The sequence below is a fragment of the Natrinema pallidum DSM 3751 genome (assembly GCF_000337615.1).
GTDB classification, from domain to species: Archaea; Halobacteriota; Halobacteria; order Halobacteriales; family Natrialbaceae; genus Natrinema; species Natrinema pallidum.
In genome coordinates this window covers 30,952-46,772 of sequence record NZ_AOII01000037.1, presented here as the reverse complement: position 1 = coordinate 46,772, position 15,821 = coordinate 30,952, and the positions used below count along the sequence as shown (strand labels likewise).

Annotated in this window: 15 protein-coding genes and 1 pseudogene; 12 read left to right on the top strand and 4 right to left on the bottom strand. The window is 65.1% G+C overall.

Annotated elements, in window-relative coordinates; all coding sequences use genetic code 11:
• Window positions 1-987: a mevalonate kinase gene (mvk, locus tag C487_RS05375; protein ID WP_006184676.1), complete on the top strand. Its 987-nt coding sequence runs from the start codon at window positions 1-3 to the stop codon at window positions 985-987.
• Entirely contained in the window at window positions 984-1,724 is a 741-nt protein-coding gene (locus tag C487_RS05370) for an isopentenyl phosphate kinase (RefSeq protein ID WP_006184675.1), read from the top strand. The genes mvk and C487_RS05370 overlap by 4 nt, the downstream gene beginning before the upstream one ends.
• Window positions 1,725-1,766: 42 nt before the next feature.
• Here the strand turns inward: C487_RS05370 and C487_RS05365 are convergent, their stop codons facing one another.
• Complete coding sequence (locus C487_RS05365) at window positions 1,767-3,311, bottom strand: TrkH family potassium uptake protein (protein ID WP_006184674.1); 1,545 nt, start codon at window positions 3,309-3,311, stop codon at window positions 1,767-1,769.
• Window positions 3,312-3,524: 213 nt separating this feature from the next.
• Between C487_RS05365 and C487_RS05360 the strand changes: the two genes are divergently transcribed.
• From C487_RS05360 to C487_RS05345, 4 genes are all read left to right on the top strand, one after another.
• Window positions 3,525-3,770, top strand: coding sequence for a hypothetical protein (locus C487_RS05360; protein WP_006184673.1), 246 nt, complete (start codon window positions 3,525-3,527; stop codon window positions 3,768-3,770).
• 140 nt (window positions 3,771-3,910) lie between these two features.
• Window positions 3,911-4,597 (top strand): potassium channel family protein, encoded by a 687-nt coding sequence (locus C487_RS05355; protein ID WP_006184672.1) that lies wholly within the window; start codon window positions 3,911-3,913, stop codon window positions 4,595-4,597.
• Between the two features lie 112 nt (window positions 4,598-4,709).
• The gene (locus C487_RS05350) at window positions 4,710-6,260 is read left to right on the top strand and encodes a TrkH family potassium uptake protein (RefSeq protein ID WP_006184671.1); all 1,551 of its coding nucleotides are present in this window, start codon (window positions 4,710-4,712) and stop codon (window positions 6,258-6,260) included.
• Window positions 6,257-6,460, top strand: coding sequence for a hypothetical protein (locus C487_RS05345; protein WP_006184670.1), 204 nt, complete (start codon window positions 6,257-6,259; stop codon window positions 6,458-6,460). Before C487_RS05350 ends, C487_RS05345 begins: the two co-directional genes overlap by 4 nt.
• A gap of 51 nt (window positions 6,461-6,511) precedes the next feature.
• Here the strand turns inward: C487_RS05345 and trkA are convergent, their stop codons facing one another.
• A complete protein-coding gene (trkA, locus tag C487_RS05340; RefSeq protein ID WP_006184669.1) occupies window positions 6,512-7,843 on the bottom strand; it encodes a Trk system potassium transporter TrkA in 1,332 nt (443 codons plus the stop codon).
• Between the two features lie 365 nt (window positions 7,844-8,208).
• On the opposite strand from trkA, the gene C487_RS05335 reads away from it, so the two are divergent.
• The 5 genes and pseudogenes from C487_RS05335 to C487_RS05315 all read left to right on the top strand — a co-directional run bounded on the left by C487_RS05335 (window position 8,209) and on the right by C487_RS05315 (window position 14,414).
• Entirely contained in the window at window positions 8,209-9,561 is a 1,353-nt protein-coding gene (locus C487_RS05335) for a ribonuclease J (protein ID WP_006184668.1), read from the top strand.
• A gap of 1 nt (window position 9,562) precedes the next feature.
• Window positions 9,563-10,615, top strand: coding sequence for a geranylfarnesyl diphosphate synthase (gene idsA3 / locus C487_RS05330; RefSeq protein ID WP_006184667.1), 1,053 nt, complete (start codon window positions 9,563-9,565; stop codon window positions 10,613-10,615).
• A gap of 123 nt (window positions 10,616-10,738) precedes the next feature.
• Window positions 10,739-11,275, top strand: a pseudogene (locus C487_RS21880) (GNAT family N-acetyltransferase).
• Window positions 11,276-11,423: 148 nt separating this feature from the next.
• Window positions 11,424-13,163, top strand: coding sequence for a glutamate--tRNA ligase (locus C487_RS05320; protein WP_006184666.1), 1,740 nt, complete (start codon window positions 11,424-11,426; stop codon window positions 13,161-13,163).
• Window positions 13,164-13,388: 225 nt separating this feature from the next.
• A complete protein-coding gene (locus tag C487_RS05315; protein WP_006184665.1) occupies window positions 13,389-14,414 on the top strand; it encodes a lysylphosphatidylglycerol synthase transmembrane domain-containing protein in 1,026 nt (341 codons plus the stop codon).
• A 20-nt stretch (window positions 14,415-14,434) separates the two neighbouring features.
• On the opposite strand, the gene C487_RS20935 is transcribed toward C487_RS05315, so the two are convergent.
• Together C487_RS20935 and C487_RS05310 are read right to left on the bottom strand one after the other, a co-directional pair.
• Window positions 14,435-14,599, bottom strand: coding sequence for a hypothetical protein (locus tag C487_RS20935; protein ID WP_006184664.1), 165 nt, complete (start codon window positions 14,597-14,599; stop codon window positions 14,435-14,437).
• Window positions 14,600-14,642: 43 nt separating this feature from the next.
• Window positions 14,643-15,128 (bottom strand): DUF456 domain-containing protein, encoded by a 486-nt coding sequence (locus tag C487_RS05310; protein WP_006184663.1) that lies wholly within the window; start codon window positions 15,126-15,128, stop codon window positions 14,643-14,645.
• Window positions 15,129-15,203: 75 nt separating this feature from the next.
• Here C487_RS05310 and C487_RS05305 point away from each other — a divergent pair, with 75 nt between their 5' ends.
• Complete coding sequence (locus tag C487_RS05305; RefSeq protein ID WP_006184662.1) at window positions 15,204-15,755, top strand: SDR family NAD(P)-dependent oxidoreductase; 552 nt, start codon at window positions 15,204-15,206, stop codon at window positions 15,753-15,755.
• The last annotated feature ends 66 nt before the right edge of the window (window positions 15,756-15,821 follow it).

Below are 15,821 nucleotides of genomic sequence, written 5' to 3'. Positions count from 1 at the left end.
ATGACACTTTCGAGCGCTCCCGGCAAAGTGTATCTACTCGGGGAGCACGCGGTGGTCTACGGCGAGCCGACGGTCCTGTGTGCGATCGAACAGCGGGCGCGGGTCGGCGTACAGCGACGCGACGACGGGAAACTCCGAGTCAACGCCGAAGATCTCAGTCTGGACGGGTTCACGGTCGAGTACGACGGGTCGGCCGACGAGGGGCCGGACATCGATGTCTCGGAATCGCTGCTCGACGCCGCGATGGGGTACGTCGACGGCGCGATCGAGCAGGTCCGGGATGTCACCGGAAACGACGAGGTCGGGTTCGACGTGACCATCGAGAGCGACATCCCCCTGGGTGCGGGACTCGGGTCGTCGGCCGCGGTCGTCGTGGCGGCTATCGACGCCGCCACCCGCGAACTCGGCGTCACCCTCGAGACCGACGAACTCGCCGAGCGAGCCTATCGAACGGAGTACCAGGTCCAGAACGGGCAGGCCTCGCGTGCGGACACGTTCTGTTCGGCGACCGGCGGCGCGGTCCGCGTCGAGGGCGACGACTGTCGCTCGCTCGCGGCACCGGACCTGCCGATCGTGATCGGGTTCGACGGCGGTGCGGGCGATACTGGGCAACTAGTGGCGGGGGTCCGATCCCTGCGCGACGAGTACGAGTTCGCTGCCGACACGATCGCTGCGATCGGTGATGTCGTGCGTAACGGCGAGGCGGCGCTTGCCGACGGCGATCTCGAGGAACTCGGCCGGCTGATGAACTTCAATCACGGGCTGCTATCGGCGCTGGGCGTCTCCTCGCGCTCCCTGGACACGATGGTCTGGGCGGCCCGCGACGCGGGCGCGTACGGCGCGAAGCTCATTGGGGCCGGCGGGGGCGGCTGTATCGCCGCGTTGGACCCGACGCCGGAGACCGAGACGGCTCTCTCCTTTACCCCGGGCTGTGAAGACGCCTTCCGCGCGGAACTCGCCGACAGCGGGGTGAAACGGCTCGAATGATCGTGCTGAAACTCGGCGGCAGCGTCATCACGGAAAAGGATCGTGCGGAGACCCTCGACGGGGAAGCCCTCGAGCGCGCGGCCGACGCGATCGCGGCGGCACGAGCGGACGGCGGCGCGGACCTCGTCGTCGTCCACGGCGGCGGGAGCTTCGGCCATCACAACGCCAGCGAACACGGCGTCACCACGACCGAGGGGACCCGCGACGCGAACGCGGCGCTCGACATCCACGGTGCGATGACGACGTTGAACCGGTTCGTTTTGGGGCGACTGCTCGAGCGCGACGTGCAGGCGGTGCCGGTTCACCCCTTTTCGACGGCCCACCGCGACGGCGACGGAACCCTCGACCTGCCGACCGGACAGGTCGAAACGATGCTCGCGGAGGGGTTCGTCCCCGTCCTCCACGGCGACGTGATCGCCCACGCCGGCGCGGGCGCGACCGTCGTCAGCGGCGACGAACTCGTCGCGGCGCTCGCCCGCACCCTCGACGCCGATCGGGTCGGGCTCTGCTCGACGGTGCCCGGCGTACTGGACGACGAGGACGCGGTTATCGACCGGATCGACGACTTCGAGACGGTCGCCGACGTGCTCGGAGCCAGCGAGGCGACCGACGTAACCGGCGGAATGGCCGGCAAGGTGCGGACGCTGCTCGATCTCGAGGCCGCGGCGTCGGTCTTCGATCTCGCGTCACTCGCGTCGTTCCTCGACGGCGAGAACCCGGGGACGACGATCGACTGAGCGCGGGAGCGGAGCATCGGGCGAAGAAACGGCGAGGCGTTTTCAGCGGGTCCAGAAGCCGCCGGTGAACATGACGAGGACGGGAATGATCTCGAGGCGGCCGATCCACATCAGGAAGACCATCAGGAGTTTCGACGGGATCGGGAAATCGTTGTAATTGCCGAAGGGACCGAGGAACCCGAATCCGGGGCCGATGTTCCCGATGGTCGCGAGACTGGCACTGAAGGCCTCGAGTGCGGTGAACTCCTCGATGGCGGCGACGCGGCTGACATCCAGTGCGATAACCAGCGTCGCGAGGGCAAAGATAACCAGGTACATGAACGAGAACCCGAGAACGCCACGAATGGCGTCTTCGTCGACGATGTTTCCACCGAGTCGAATCGGCCGGACGACCTCGGGATGGGAGGCCGTAAACAGCTCCCGGCGCAACACTTTGAACACGATCAGCCATCGGACGACCTTGACACCACCACCGGTCGAGCCGGCACAGCCGCCGACGAGCATTGCAAAGAGGAGCACGATTTGGCCCGTCGAGCTCCAGTCGGCGAAATCGCTGGTCGCGTAGCCGGTCGAGGTCAACAGCGACACGATCTGGAAGGCGCTCTGTCGTAACGAGTTCTCGAACACACCCGCCGTCACGCCGCCGAGGTCCCCGAGTGGCGGTGCGGCACCAGTATAGAGGATGCCTGCGAGCAAGACGGTTAAACCGGCAATCGCGCCGATATAAGCCCGAAACTCGGAGTTGCGAACGAAGCGATGGCCATCGCCGCTGAAGACGTGCCAGAACAGAGCGAAGTTGGTCCCGGCGATGATCATGAACGGGATGGCAGTCCACTGGACGATCGCGGAGAATTTCGCGACGCTGTCGGCCTCCGGCGAAAACCCGCCCGTCGGAAGGGTGGTGAATCCATGAGCGATGGAATTGTAGAGCGTCATGTTGTCAGCCATCCCCGCCTGGTGGAGTCCGTAGAGAATGGCGATGTAGAGAACAGTGAACGCGAAGTAGACGAGCCAGAGGATACGTGCCGTCTCGGCGATTCGCGGCGTGAGTTTCTGTAACTGCGGCCCCGGCGCTTCCGACTCGACGAGTTGTGCACCGCTGACCGCCAGCTCGGGGAGGATCGCGACCATCAACACGATGATCCCCATCCCACCGAGCCACTGGGTGAGCTGTCGCCACATCATGATCGCGTGTGAGTGATCCTCAACTGAGATCTTGCCGAGGACCGTCGCCCCGGTCGTGGTGAACCCGGACATCGACTCGAACAGGGCGTTGACGGGATGGGCGAGCGTCGATTCCGTCCCCCAGCCCGCGATCACGTAGGGGACTGCACCGACCATCGCGACGGCTAACCACGATATGGCGACGAAGAGCATGGCCTCCCGGACCTGCAAGTCCGGGTCCGGGCACAGCTGCTCGAGGCCGTGACCGACGGCGACCGTGATCGCGATCGTCGCGAGGAACGGAAACACGGGTTCGGTATAGATGAGCGCCACGACGAGAGGGATCACGAGCGGGACGGAGAGGTACTTGAGTACGGTTCCGACGAGCGCGAAACTGGCGCGCCAGTCGGCGCGGATCCTCATAGAAACACCCCGCTGAAAGGGCTGCGTCTAGACACGGTATTAACGGCATTTGGTGTAAGTCGTATTAATCCATCGTAAGCGAGCCTCCATCGTCGGCGTCTCGGTCATAGGGCGACTGGAAACGTGTCACGGGTCCGGCCGAGGTCACGTCACACCCGTCGCTCCCCGGCCCCGAGACGAGGTTCTATATACGAACCGTGCGTAGCATGCGCTATGAGCGTTCGATTACCAAGCGTTCGCCACCCGCACTCGTTTTACGACGTCTTCGGCGTCGTTGCCGCCGCAGTGGCGATCATGGCCCTCGTCCTCGCCGTCCGGTACGGGTCGATCGTCCGGCTCGAGACGGCCGTCTTCATGACGGTCGTTTTCCTGTGGGCCGGCTGGGCGATCGAACGAATCCTCGGCGAGTCCAAAGAACGAGCGAGACGGCAACAGCAACGGAACCGACCCTGGAAGTGAGTCCGTCGCGATAGCGCGGATCGTCGTCCGTCACGGTCGCTCGAGGGCGGGCTCTCGCCGGTGACTGCTCGAGTCGGGACGGCGTGGTTGAGATCACTAAAACGATATATTTTCAACGATCACGCAGCAACACCGACGCAATGTATATCGTCATCGTCGGTGCGGGCGATATCGGAATGCCGCTCATCGATATCGCAACCCGGTCGGGAAACGAAGTCGTCGTCATCGAGAACGACCCCGAGCGGGCGGACCGAGTTGCCGGTGAATACGACTGTCTAGTACTCAACGACGATGCGACGGCTCACGATGCGCTGCTGGACGCCGGAATCGAGACCGCCGATGCGATGATCAGCACGACCGACCGTGACGCGACCAATATCATGGTCTGTCTGCTCGCCCAAGAACACGAGGTCCCCAACATCGTGTCGGTTGTCCACGACCCGGAACACATGAACGTGTTTCGCCAGATCGGCGTCAACACGATGGAAAACCCGCAGGAACTCATCGCCGAATACCTCTATCGAGCGGTCGCCCGCCCCGCGATCGTCGACTACATGCGAATCGGGGAGACGGCGGAGGTGTTCGAAATCGTGGTCACTGAAGGCGCACCGATCGACGGGAAATCGCTCACGGAGGCCGCCGAGGAAGGACTCCTCCCCGAGGACGTCCTCATCGTCGCGATCGAGCGCGAAGGGGAGGACCCCCCGATCACGCCGCGCGGGAACACGACGATCGAGGCCGACGATCTTCTCACCGTCTATTCGGCGTTCGGAGCGGAACCCAAGCTCACGGACGTGTTCGGCCACTCGGAAGACCGGGTTCAATGATGATCGGACGACGTGGAGCGCGGCTCCGAGGGTCGCCGTCGGGTATTCCGTCTCGAGTACGGGATCGGTCCGTCGAAATGTCCCTGGACGCGTCTCGGACGGAGGGTGACGAATGAACGAGGCGACGAAAACGATCGGGCGGGACCTGGGGCGCATGTTTCAGGCGCTGGCCGGGCTCCTGTTCGTCTCCGTCCTCATCCCGCTTATCTGGGGGGAGTACTACGCGATTCCGGCCCTGGTCGTCTCCGGAGTGCTCCCGTTTGCGATCGGTCGTCTCCTGACCTCGCGGTTTCGGGAGGCGGCCAAACCCGGCAAACTCCACGGGATGATCATCGCCGCGCTGGGATGGTTCTGCGTCGCGATTTTCGGCTCGCTGCCGTTCTTTCTCATCGCGTGGACGGTCGAACTCGCGCCGCCGATCCTCGGCGATCCGTCGCAGACGTCGACGCTCGCAGCGTTTACACAGCCGATCAACGCGCTGTTCGAGAGCATGAGCGGCTTTACCGGCACCGGGCTGACGATGACGGACAACGAGGAAGTCCTGCCGCGGACCCTCCAGTGGTGGCGCTCGTTCATCGAGTGGACCGGCGGCGTGGGCGTGATCGTCCTCACGACGGCGATTCTGGCACGCCCCGGGAGTGGCTCGCTGACCCTCTACAAGAGCGAGGCCCGCTCGGAGCGCATCCATCCGAGTATCGTCTCGACGGTCCAGACCATCTGGTGGATCTTCATCCTCTTTACGTTCGTCTCGATCCTCCTCCTCTGGATCGTCGGCATGCCGCTCTGGGGGGCGATCAATCACGCCATGACGGGGCTCTCGACCGGCGGGTTCTCGATTACGGATAACTCGATCGCGACCTACGACAGCGCCGCCATCGACTTCGCGCTCCTCCCGATCATGCTGTTGGGTAGCATCGCGTTCCCGGTCCACTATCTCATCCTACAGGGCGACCTGCGGAACCTCTATGCGGACTTGCAGACTCGGTGGGTGTTCATCTACATGAGCCTCGGAACGTTCGTGCTGACCACGCTCGTCTACGTCGGCGACACGTACGACTCGCTGTTTACCGCGTTCCGATACGGTTCGTTCCAGTTCGTCTCGGCGGCGACCTGTGCCGGCTTCCAGACCGCTGTCGACACGACCAACGTCGCGCTGGGACGGTGGTCGGCCCAGGCCCAACTCACCGTTACCTTCGGCATGGTCATCGGTGGCGCGGCCGGGTCGACGGTCGGCGGAATTAAACTGATTCGGGCGCTTACGCTCTTGAAAGGCGTTCGGCATCGCATCTCGGACGTCTTCTACCCCGAGACGGCCGTCCGGCGGCTGAACATCAACGGTCGCCGTCTCAACGAACGGGAGATCCGTCAGGAGTTCGAGGAAGCGGCGATCATCACGATGCTGTGGGGGGCCTTCCTCGCGATCGGGATCTTCGTCCTCCTCATGATCCTCCCGCAGGGCGAATACACGCTCGAGAACGTCATCTTCGAGGTCGCGAGCGCACAGGGCAACGTCGGCCTCTCCGCAGGGATCACCGGCCCCGAGTCGCTGCCGACGCTGGGCAAACTCATGTTCCTGTTCAACATGTGGATCGGCCGCCTCGAGATCATTCCGGTGTTGGTTACGTTACGTGCGGTCTTCCGCCGCGGAGGGATCTATCAATGAAGCTGAGCGAACTCCCGATCGTCGAAGAAGTGTTCGAATCGGGTGCCAACGACCGGGTCTTCGATTCGCTCTTGCTCATCGGGCCGGTTCTCATCGCGGGTATCGCCATCGTCGGCCGGTCAACCGTCACGACCGGTATCGCGATCGCGTACGTCCTGTTTTTCGTCGCGTACGTCGGCTATCGCGGCATCAGTAACTGACGGGGCGGTTCCACTCGGCCCAACGCGACAGCAGCGACCGGCCGTCTCGGCCTAAATGAGGTCGACGACATCGTCGAGGACGGCCGCATCGACGAAGACGATCACGTGGTCCTCGGGCTGGACGACCGTCGAGCCACGGGGCGTGATGTGGTCGCCCGCTCGCGAGATCGCACCGATGACGACGCCCGGCGGCAAGTCGTCGGTCGCGTCGGCGATTTCCCGCCCGACGAGGACGCTCTCGGGACCGACTTCGATTTCGATGACCTCCGCGCGGTCGTGCTCGAGCATCGCCACTTTCTCGGTGTGGTCGGTCCGGGTAAAGCGGATGATCTCCTCGGCGGTCTCCTCGCGAGGGTTGACGGCGACATCGACGCCGACGGTCTCGAAGAGGTCGGCGTACTCGGGCGTTTCGATGATCGCAACGGTGCGGTCGACGCCGATCCGGTCGGCAAGCAGGGAAACGAGCAGGTTCTTCTCGTCGCTGTCGAGGGCGGCGATCACGACATCGGCCTCGCCGACGTGTTCGCGGGCGAGGAACTCGGCGTTGGTCGCGTCGCTCTCCATGACCATCGTGTTCGGCAGCGCTTCGGCAACCTCGCGGGCCCGGTCGGGGTCCCGCTCGATCAAACGCGGGCGGAAGCCGTGATCCTCGAACTCGCGGGCGGTCTGGAACCCGATCTCGCTGGCACCGACGATGACGACCTCTTCGGCCTCCTCGGGCATCGTCGCGACCTCGTCGGCGAAGTCGTTGATCGAGTCCGGGCTCCCGATGACGACGACCCGATCGCCACCCCGGATGACAGTGTCGCCCCGGGTGACGACCATTTCGTCGTCCCGGAAGATCGCGGCGAAGGTGAGCGAATCGTAACAGTCAGCCTCACTGACGGTTCGGTCCGCGAGCGGGCTGGCCGCCGGAATATCGAACTCGGCCATGCGGATGAGCCCGCTCGCGAACGTATCGACGTCGTGTGCGCTCGGCAGTCCGGAGATCCGGAAGATCGTTCGCGCGGTCAGCAGATCGGTACAGACCATGAAGTCGACGCCGAACGCCCCCTGTGATTCCTGCCACGTCTCGAGCAGCGTCCGTCGGCGGACCCGTGCGACGGTGAACGCGTTTGTGGCGGCCTTTGCCGCGCCACAGACGACCGCGTTGGTCTCGTCGTTGTCCGTACAGGCGATCACCAGGTCCGCCTGCTCGAGGGCGGCTTCCCGCAGGGTGTCGAGATCGGTTCCGTCGCCGTGAATCGTAAGCACATCGAGCGAGTAGGTGAGTTCCTCGACTACGTCGGCGTCGCGGTCGACCACGACCACGTCGTGGGCTCCCTCGAGGTTCGCGGCGATCGAACGGCCGACCTCGCCAGCACCGACGATAATTACGTACACGACGGTCCCTCCGAAAGCATCGTTATTGACACCCGTTTCGGGGCAACCGGCAAATGAATTGCGGTGTCAGAGAGCGGTCGCCGATCGGCGTCCAAACGGCCGGAAACCGCCGAGACGGCCGGTGTCTCGGCCGACGATCCAACCCACTGCGTTTTTAACACCCGGGCGTGTACAGGGCACTAGCGAAACCCGCGGGCAAGTGCGTTCGGGGCTTGCGATGTCGCAAGCTATCGAAGACGGGACCGCCGTCGTACCGAACGCATAGCGGGATGGCCGACGCGCTGCAAGACGCCGGGGCCGTACGACTAGGCGTCCGCGGACCGTTTCGATGAGAGTCCACGCAGCGGCTTTCAGTGCTACGAATCATGGAAATCGAAATCGCAACCATTGGCGGCTACGAAGAAGTCGGACGGCAGATGACTGCCGTTCGTGCCGGCGACGACGTCGTCATCTTCGACATGGGTCTGAACCTCTCGCAGGTCCTGATCCACGACAACGTCGAAACCGAGCGGATGCACAGCCTCGACCTGATCGATATGGGAGCCATCCCGGACGACCGGGTCATGAGCGACCTCGAGGGCGACGTCAAGGCCATCGTGCCGACCCACGGTCACCTGGACCACATCGGTGCCATCTCGAAGTTGGCGCACCGCTACGACGCGCCGGTCGTCGCGACGCCGTTTACGATCGAACTCGTCAAACAGCAGATCGAGGGCGAGCAGAAGTTCGGCGTCGAGAACGACCTCGTCAAGATGGAGGCCGGCGAGACGATGTCGATCGGCGACTCCGGCGCAGTCGACCTCGAGTTCGTCAACGTCACGCACTCGATCATCGACGCGATCAACCCCGTTCTCCACACCCCCGAAGGCGCGGTCGTCTACGGGCTCGACAAACGGATGGACCACACGCCCGTCATCGGCGATCCGATCGACATGGAGCGGTTCCGCGAGATCGGTCGCGAGGGCAACGGCGTCCTCTGTTACATCGAGGACTGTACGAACGCGAACAAGAAAGGGCGTACGCCCTCCGAGAAGGTCGCCCGTGAACACCTCCGCGACGTCCTCTACAGCATCGAGGACTACGACGGCGGTATCGTCGCCACGACCTTCTCGAGTCACATCGCCCGCGTCAAGTCGCTCGTCGAGTTCGCCGACGATATCGGCCGGCAGCCGGTCCTGCTGGGGCGGTCGATGGAGAAATACTCCGGCACTGCGGAGCGACTGGACTTCGTCGACTTCCCCTCGGACCTGGGGATGTTCGGCCACCGCAAGTCCGTCGATCGGACGTTCAAGCGGATCATGAACGAGGGCAAGGAGAACTACCTGCCGATCGTCACCGGCCACCAGGGCGAGCCCCGCGCGATGCTCACCCGGATGGCCCGCGGCGAGACGCCGTACGAACTGGACGACGGCGACAAGGTCGTCTTCTCCGCGCGAGTCATTCCGGAGCCGACCAACGAGGGCCAGCGCTACCAGGCCGAGAAGTTGCTCGGCATGCAGGGCGCGCGCGTCTACGACGACATCCACGTCTCCGGCCACCTCAACCAGGAGGGCCACTACGAGATGCTCGATGCGCTGCAACCCCAGCACATCATTCCGGCCCACCAGGACATGAGCGGGTACTCGAGCTACGTCAACCTCTGTGAGAGCGAGGGGTACAAGATGGGCCGAGACCTTCACGTCACGCGCAACGGGAACCTCATCCAGCTAGTCGACTGATATGACGAGCCCCGAGGCACGCGAAGAGGCGGTGCTCGAGGCGGTCCGGAAGCGCCGCGAGCTGGTCAACGACGCGATTCCGGAGGAGTTGCCGATCAAGCGACCCGAACGGCTCTACGAGGCGTCCCGATACCTGCTGGACGCGGGCGGCAAGCGACTGCGGCCGGCGGTCCTCCTGACGACGGCGGAAGCGCTGGCAGATGTCGAGCCGCTGTCGGCGGGCTACCGTTCGTTCCCCGCGCTCGACGACAGCGGGCCGATCGACGTGATGGCGGCCGCCGTCAGCGTCGAGGTCATCCAGTCGTTTACCCTGATTCACGACGACATCATGGACGACGACGACCTCCGGCGCGGGGTCCCCGCCGTCCACGAGGAGTACGACCTCGAGACGGCGATTCTGGCCGGCGACACGCTCTACTCGAAGGCCTTCGAGATCATGCTCGAGACGGGCGCCGAACCGGATCGCATCGTCGAGGCGCTGGACGTTCTCGCGACGACCTGTACGAAGATCTGCGAGGGACAGTCGCTTGACGTCACCTTCGAGGAACGCATCGACGTCTCGCCCGACGAGTACCTGGAGATGGTCGAGCAGAAAACGGCCGTCCTCTACGCCGCATCGGCGTGTCTCCCCGCGATCCTGCTGGGAGCCGACGACGAGACGATCGACGCGCTCTACGGCTACGGGCTCGACATCGGCCGCGCGTTCCAGATCCAGGACGACGTCCTCGATCTGACGGTCCCAAGCGAGCAACTCGGCAAACAGCGCGGCAGCGACCTGGTCGAGAACAAGCAGACGCTGATCACGGTGCACGCCCGCGAGCAGGGTGTCGACGTCGACGGCCTGGTCGATACCGACGACGTCGACGCGGTCACCGAGGCCGAAATCGACGACGCGGTCGCCGAACTCGAGGCGGCGGGCTCGATTTCTTACGCCAACGAGACGGCCCGAGACCTGGTTGAGCAGGGGAAGAATCGCCTCGAGGTGGTGCCGGACAACGAGGCCCGCGAACTGCTCTGTGAACTCGCGGATTACCTGATCCAGCGCGGCTACTGAGTCGCTTGGTTTCCGGCGCTCGATCGGCGATCCGCTTGGTACACCATCGATGACGTGGGGTCGCCGCTATCGTCGCCTCCGTACTGAGAGCGTACGTAAGTCAGTTCGCCGTCAGATATGCGTATGGAAATTCGCCCGCTCTCGGCCGACGAGGACGCGGTCCGTCGCTACGTCGAAGAGTTGTGGCTGCCGTACCACCACGAGCTCGAGGCGAGCGTCGACACCCATACACTCGCCGACGATGTCGATCTCGTTGCCGAGGAGGTCCAATTCCGTCTCGCGCAACTCGAGGAGCCGGCGTATCGTGCATGGATCGCCGTCAATGCAGATTCCGAGTGACGGTTATCGGGTGACAACCCTCTCGTCGAGCCAAACGCCGACCTCGCCGGTTTCGTTACGACCGAGATCGACAGGTCGCCGTCCGTCTTCGACCGACCGGACCGGTTGCGAATCGGTGATCTCTACGTCCGCGACCCGCATCGAGGCACGAGTCTGGCACGCGAGTTGGTCGGGCGAGCCGCGGAGCGAGCGCGGGTGGCTGGCTGCACCGAACTCGTGCTCGATGTCGATGTCGATAACGACCGCGCCGTCGCCTTCTACGAGAAGCTCGGTTTCGAGACCGCCCGCCGCCGACTCACTCTGTCCGTGACCGATCTGTGACCGATCACGTCGAGGATCGGAGTGGCATCGGTGGCGGAGACGGCATTGGTCAGCGGCCACAGTGACCCGCTGACGGACCAATCAGAGCCGATCCACCAACAGAGCGACATCGCGGAGGTTTTGGTCCGGGCACGAATACCGCAACGTAATGAACGACGAGTTACGCGAGCGCGTCGAGCGCGAGGCAGAAAAGCACGCGCTGTTGAACGCCGTCAAACACGAGAGCGACGCCGCGGTCGGTGCCGTCATGGGGCCGCTGATGGGCGATAACCCGGACTTTCGAGAGCACTCTGACGCCGTCCCCGGCGTCGTCGGCGGTGTCGTGAGTCGCGTCAACGATCTCGACTACGAGGAGAAACGAGCCCGCCTCGAGGACCTCGCACCCGAGGAACTCGCCGAGATCGAGGCCGAGGAGGAAGAGGACGAACACGATCTGCCGGACCTGCCGAACGCCGACGAGTACGACGAGATTCGAATGCGGTGTGCCCCGAATCCCAACGGCCCGTGGCACGTCGGCCACGCCCGGATGCCCGCCGTCATCGGCACCTACCGCGAACGCTACGACGGTTGGTTCTGCGTGCGTTTCGACGACACCGACCCCGAGACCAAGCGCCCCGATCTCGAGGCCTACGACGCGATCCTCGACGATCTCGACTACCTCGGCTTCGAGCCCGACGCGACCTACAAGGCAAGTGACCGACTCGAGACCTACTACGACCACGCCCGCGATCTGATCGAGATGGGCGGAGCCTACACCTGCTCGTGTTCGGGTGAGGCGTTCTCGGACCTGAAGAATTCGGGCGAGCCCTGCCCGCACCGTGACAAAGACGTAGAGACCGTTACGGAGGAGTTCGAGGCCATGATCGCTGGGGAGTACAGTAGCGGCGAGATGGTGCTGCGGGTCAAGACCGACATCGAACACAAGAACCCGGCGCTGCGCGACTGGGTCGCCTTCCGAATGATCGACACGCCACACCCCCGCGAGGAGGCCAGCGAGTACCGCTGCTGGCCGATGCTCGACTTCCAGTCGGGGATCGACGACCACCTGATTGGGATTACGCACATCATCCGCGGCATCGACCTACAGGACTCCGCGAAGCGCCAGCAGTTCGTCTACGATTACTTCGACTGGGACTACCCCGAAGTCATTCACTGGGGCCACGTTCAGCTCGACGACTACGACGTAAAGATGAGCACGTCGACCATCTCGGAACTGATCGACGAGGGGCAACTCGACGGCTGGGACGATCCGCGAGCCCCGACGCTCGGGAGTCTGCGCCGACGCGGCATCCGTGGCGAGGCGATCGTCGAAGCGATGACCGGCCTCGGGACCTCGACCACCGACGTCGACCTCGCGATGAGTTCGATCTACGCGAACAACCGGGATCTGATCGACGAGGAGACCGACCGCCGCTTTTTCGTCCGCGACGGCAATCAGGTTCCCCTCGCTGGGGACCCGCCTGCCGAAGCGAGCCCGCCGCTGCACCCCAACCACGAGGACCGCGGGGTTCGCGAGATCCCCGTCGGCGATGCCGTCATGCTCGAGGTCGGGGACATTCCCGATGCGGACGAGAACGGGGAGCAGCGCATCTGGCTGAAAGGGTTCGGCTGTTTCCGGTTCGACGACGGCGTCCTCCGATACACTGCCGACGACATCGACGTGGTCCGGGAGGGCGGCGTCGACGTCGTCCACTGGGTGCCCGCCGACGGGAGCGTTCCGGTCCGAATGCGAACGATGGACGGCGACGTGACGGGGTACGCCGAACCCGGCGTCGGCGATCTCGCGGCCGACGACATGGTCCAGTTCGAGCGGGTCGGGTTCGCACGGATCGACCGACACGGGGATGGCGAAGACGCGGAGACGGTCGCGTACTACGCACACCCCTGACGCCCCGTCCGCGCCGCCGGACGTGCACCGAAAGAACCGTACTGCCACCCTCAGTCTCGAGTAGTAGAACATGTCACGGCCGCAGATAGTCGGCTGCGAGAGATCGACCAGCGACGGCATCGCCGCCGGATACACGGGGCGTTCGCTCGCATCAACACGGCGCGGTCTCGAGGTCGCCCGGCCCCGCCGATCGAACCGATCCCAGGACGCGACCACCCGCGACCCGTGACGGCGACCGAGGAGACCCCGAGCGGCGTGTCCCGGTCGCAGGTGGGACGGATCGCCGCCGGATTCGCCGTCGCGGGCGTGCTGCTGGCAGTCATCGCCGCCGGCGTCGGCGTCGACGAAGTGCGAGGGGCGCTCGCGACGGCCAGTCCCGGCTGGCTCCTCGCGGCCTGTTGCTCGATGTGTCTGTGTCTCTGTCTCTGGACACGCAGTTGGCAGGTCATTCTCGGCGTTACCGGCGTCGACGAGTCGTATCGGACGCTGCTCGTGACCTACGCGGCGGCGACGTTCGCCAACTACGTCACGCCGATGGGACAGGCGGGCGGCGAGCCGTTCATCGCGTACGTGCTCTCCCGGGAGACGGAGGCGAGCTACGAGGAAAGTCTCGCGAGCGTCGTCACCGCGGATCTGCTGAACCTGATCGCGTCGATCGGGATGGCGCTTCTCAGCCTGGGCGTCCTCGTCTGGCGGTCCGAACTCCCGACCGCGCTCGCCCCGATCGCTGGCGGGCTGGTCGTCGCGGCCGCGAGCGTACTGGCGGTCGCGACGGTCGCGATTCGGTTCCGGACGACCGTTGAGCGGTCGCTGACGAAACTGGTGGCACCGATCGGCCGACTGGTCCCCAAGCTGACGGTCGACGGGGTTCGAGAGCGGCTGGGCGAACTACGGGCGGCGTTCGATCGGCTCGCCGCCGACCCTCGAGCGCTCGGGCGGGCGTTCGCGTTCTCCGTGCTCGGCTGGACGCTGTTCGTCCTGCCGCTGTTCCTCGCCGGGCGCGCGCTCGGGCTGGCCGTTGACCCCGTCGTCGTCTCGTTTGCCGTCTCGGCGAGCATGCTCGCCGGATACGTCCCCTCGCCGGGCGGGCTCGGGAGCATCGAGGTCGCGCTGACTGCGCTCCTCGTCGCACTCGTCGGCCTGTCCTCGGCGAACGCCTACGCGGTCGCGCTCCTCTATCGGCTGACCACCTACTGGTTCGCGGTCGTCGTCGGCGGGCTCGCGGCGCTGGCTGTCGTCCGCCGCCAGTAGCCGCGCCCGGCGACGCGACCTCACTCGAGTAAGTCCTCGCTCCGGTCGGGAAGCGGGTCCGCGACGATACCGTCCCGTTGACCCAGCACGCGGGCGTGGGCAGCACAGACGAACCGGTTCTCGGCCCAGGGCACGTGTAACTCGACCGCGGCGGGACGCTCGCAGTCGGATTCGGAACACTCCATTCGGTCGTATAAACGCCGCCCACGGATTCAGTCGTTCCGGTGTTCAGAGCAGGAAAACAGCGACGACGAATCCGAGCAGGATCGACGCCGTCAACAGGACCTGGATCGCCGTCGACGCGAGGACCCCGACGGTCGTGTAACCCGCCGAGCGCGCACTGCCCTCGAGTTCTCCGTTTCGAATGAACTCGAGGGCGAACACGGTCCCGAAGAGGCCAGCAAGCAGTCCCAACGGGCCGGTGGCGAGCATGAGGACGATTCCGACGACGGCGGCGACGGCGGTGGTCAGCCAGGACGCGCCGCCGGCCCGGGCGGCGATCGAGCCGCCGAAAAACTCGACGAGTGCAGTGACGACGGCGATAAAGACGAGGACGGCGAAGGTGAGCGCGCTCAGGGCCGCGAGTCCGGCCCCCCACCAGTAGACGCCGAGACCGGCCAGCGAGAGCAGGCCGCTTGGCACCATCGGGACGGCCGCGCCGACGATTGCACCCACGAGCAACGCGATGGCGACGACGAGAACGGCATCGACCATATCGGGGGGACGACTGACCGCGGCAAAGGCGTACCGCCTTCAGTAGCATTAGATGGCTTCCCCAAACATGTGGCAATGACAACTGGTCGCGGAGCGATCATCATCGGCGCGTCGTCGGGCATCGGGGAAGCGCTGGCCCGGCGACTCGCGGCGGACGGCTACGAGATCGGCCTGGCGGCGCGGCGAGTGGAGCGACTACGGGAGATCGGCGCGGACCTGCCGACCAAATCATACGTCGCGGCGATGGACGTCACCGACTCCGCGGAGGCTCGAGACCGCTTTGTCGAACTGGCCGAGGCGATGCCGTCGGTCGCAGCCCACGTCGGTAACGGCGACGCGCCGGCGTACAACGCCTCCAAGGCCTACGTCTCGAGGTATCTCGAAGGGCTTCGCTATCGAGGGGCCGATCGGGACGCCGACGTGACGATCACGACCATCGAGCCGGGGTTCGTCGACACCAAGCTCTCGCTGGGCGGATTCTGGGAGTGTTCGCCCGAGACGGCGGCCGAGCAGATCGCTCGAGCGATTCGTACTGCACAGCAACACGCCTACGTGACGCGACGATGGCGGGCCATCGCGTGGCTCGTGGACTTCGCTCCGGAGTGGCTGCTTCGACGACTGTTCTGAGTCGCCGCTCGATATGGGGCCAGCGGCTCACCACAGCCCAGCGTGTGCCACCGCGTGCCGTGTTCC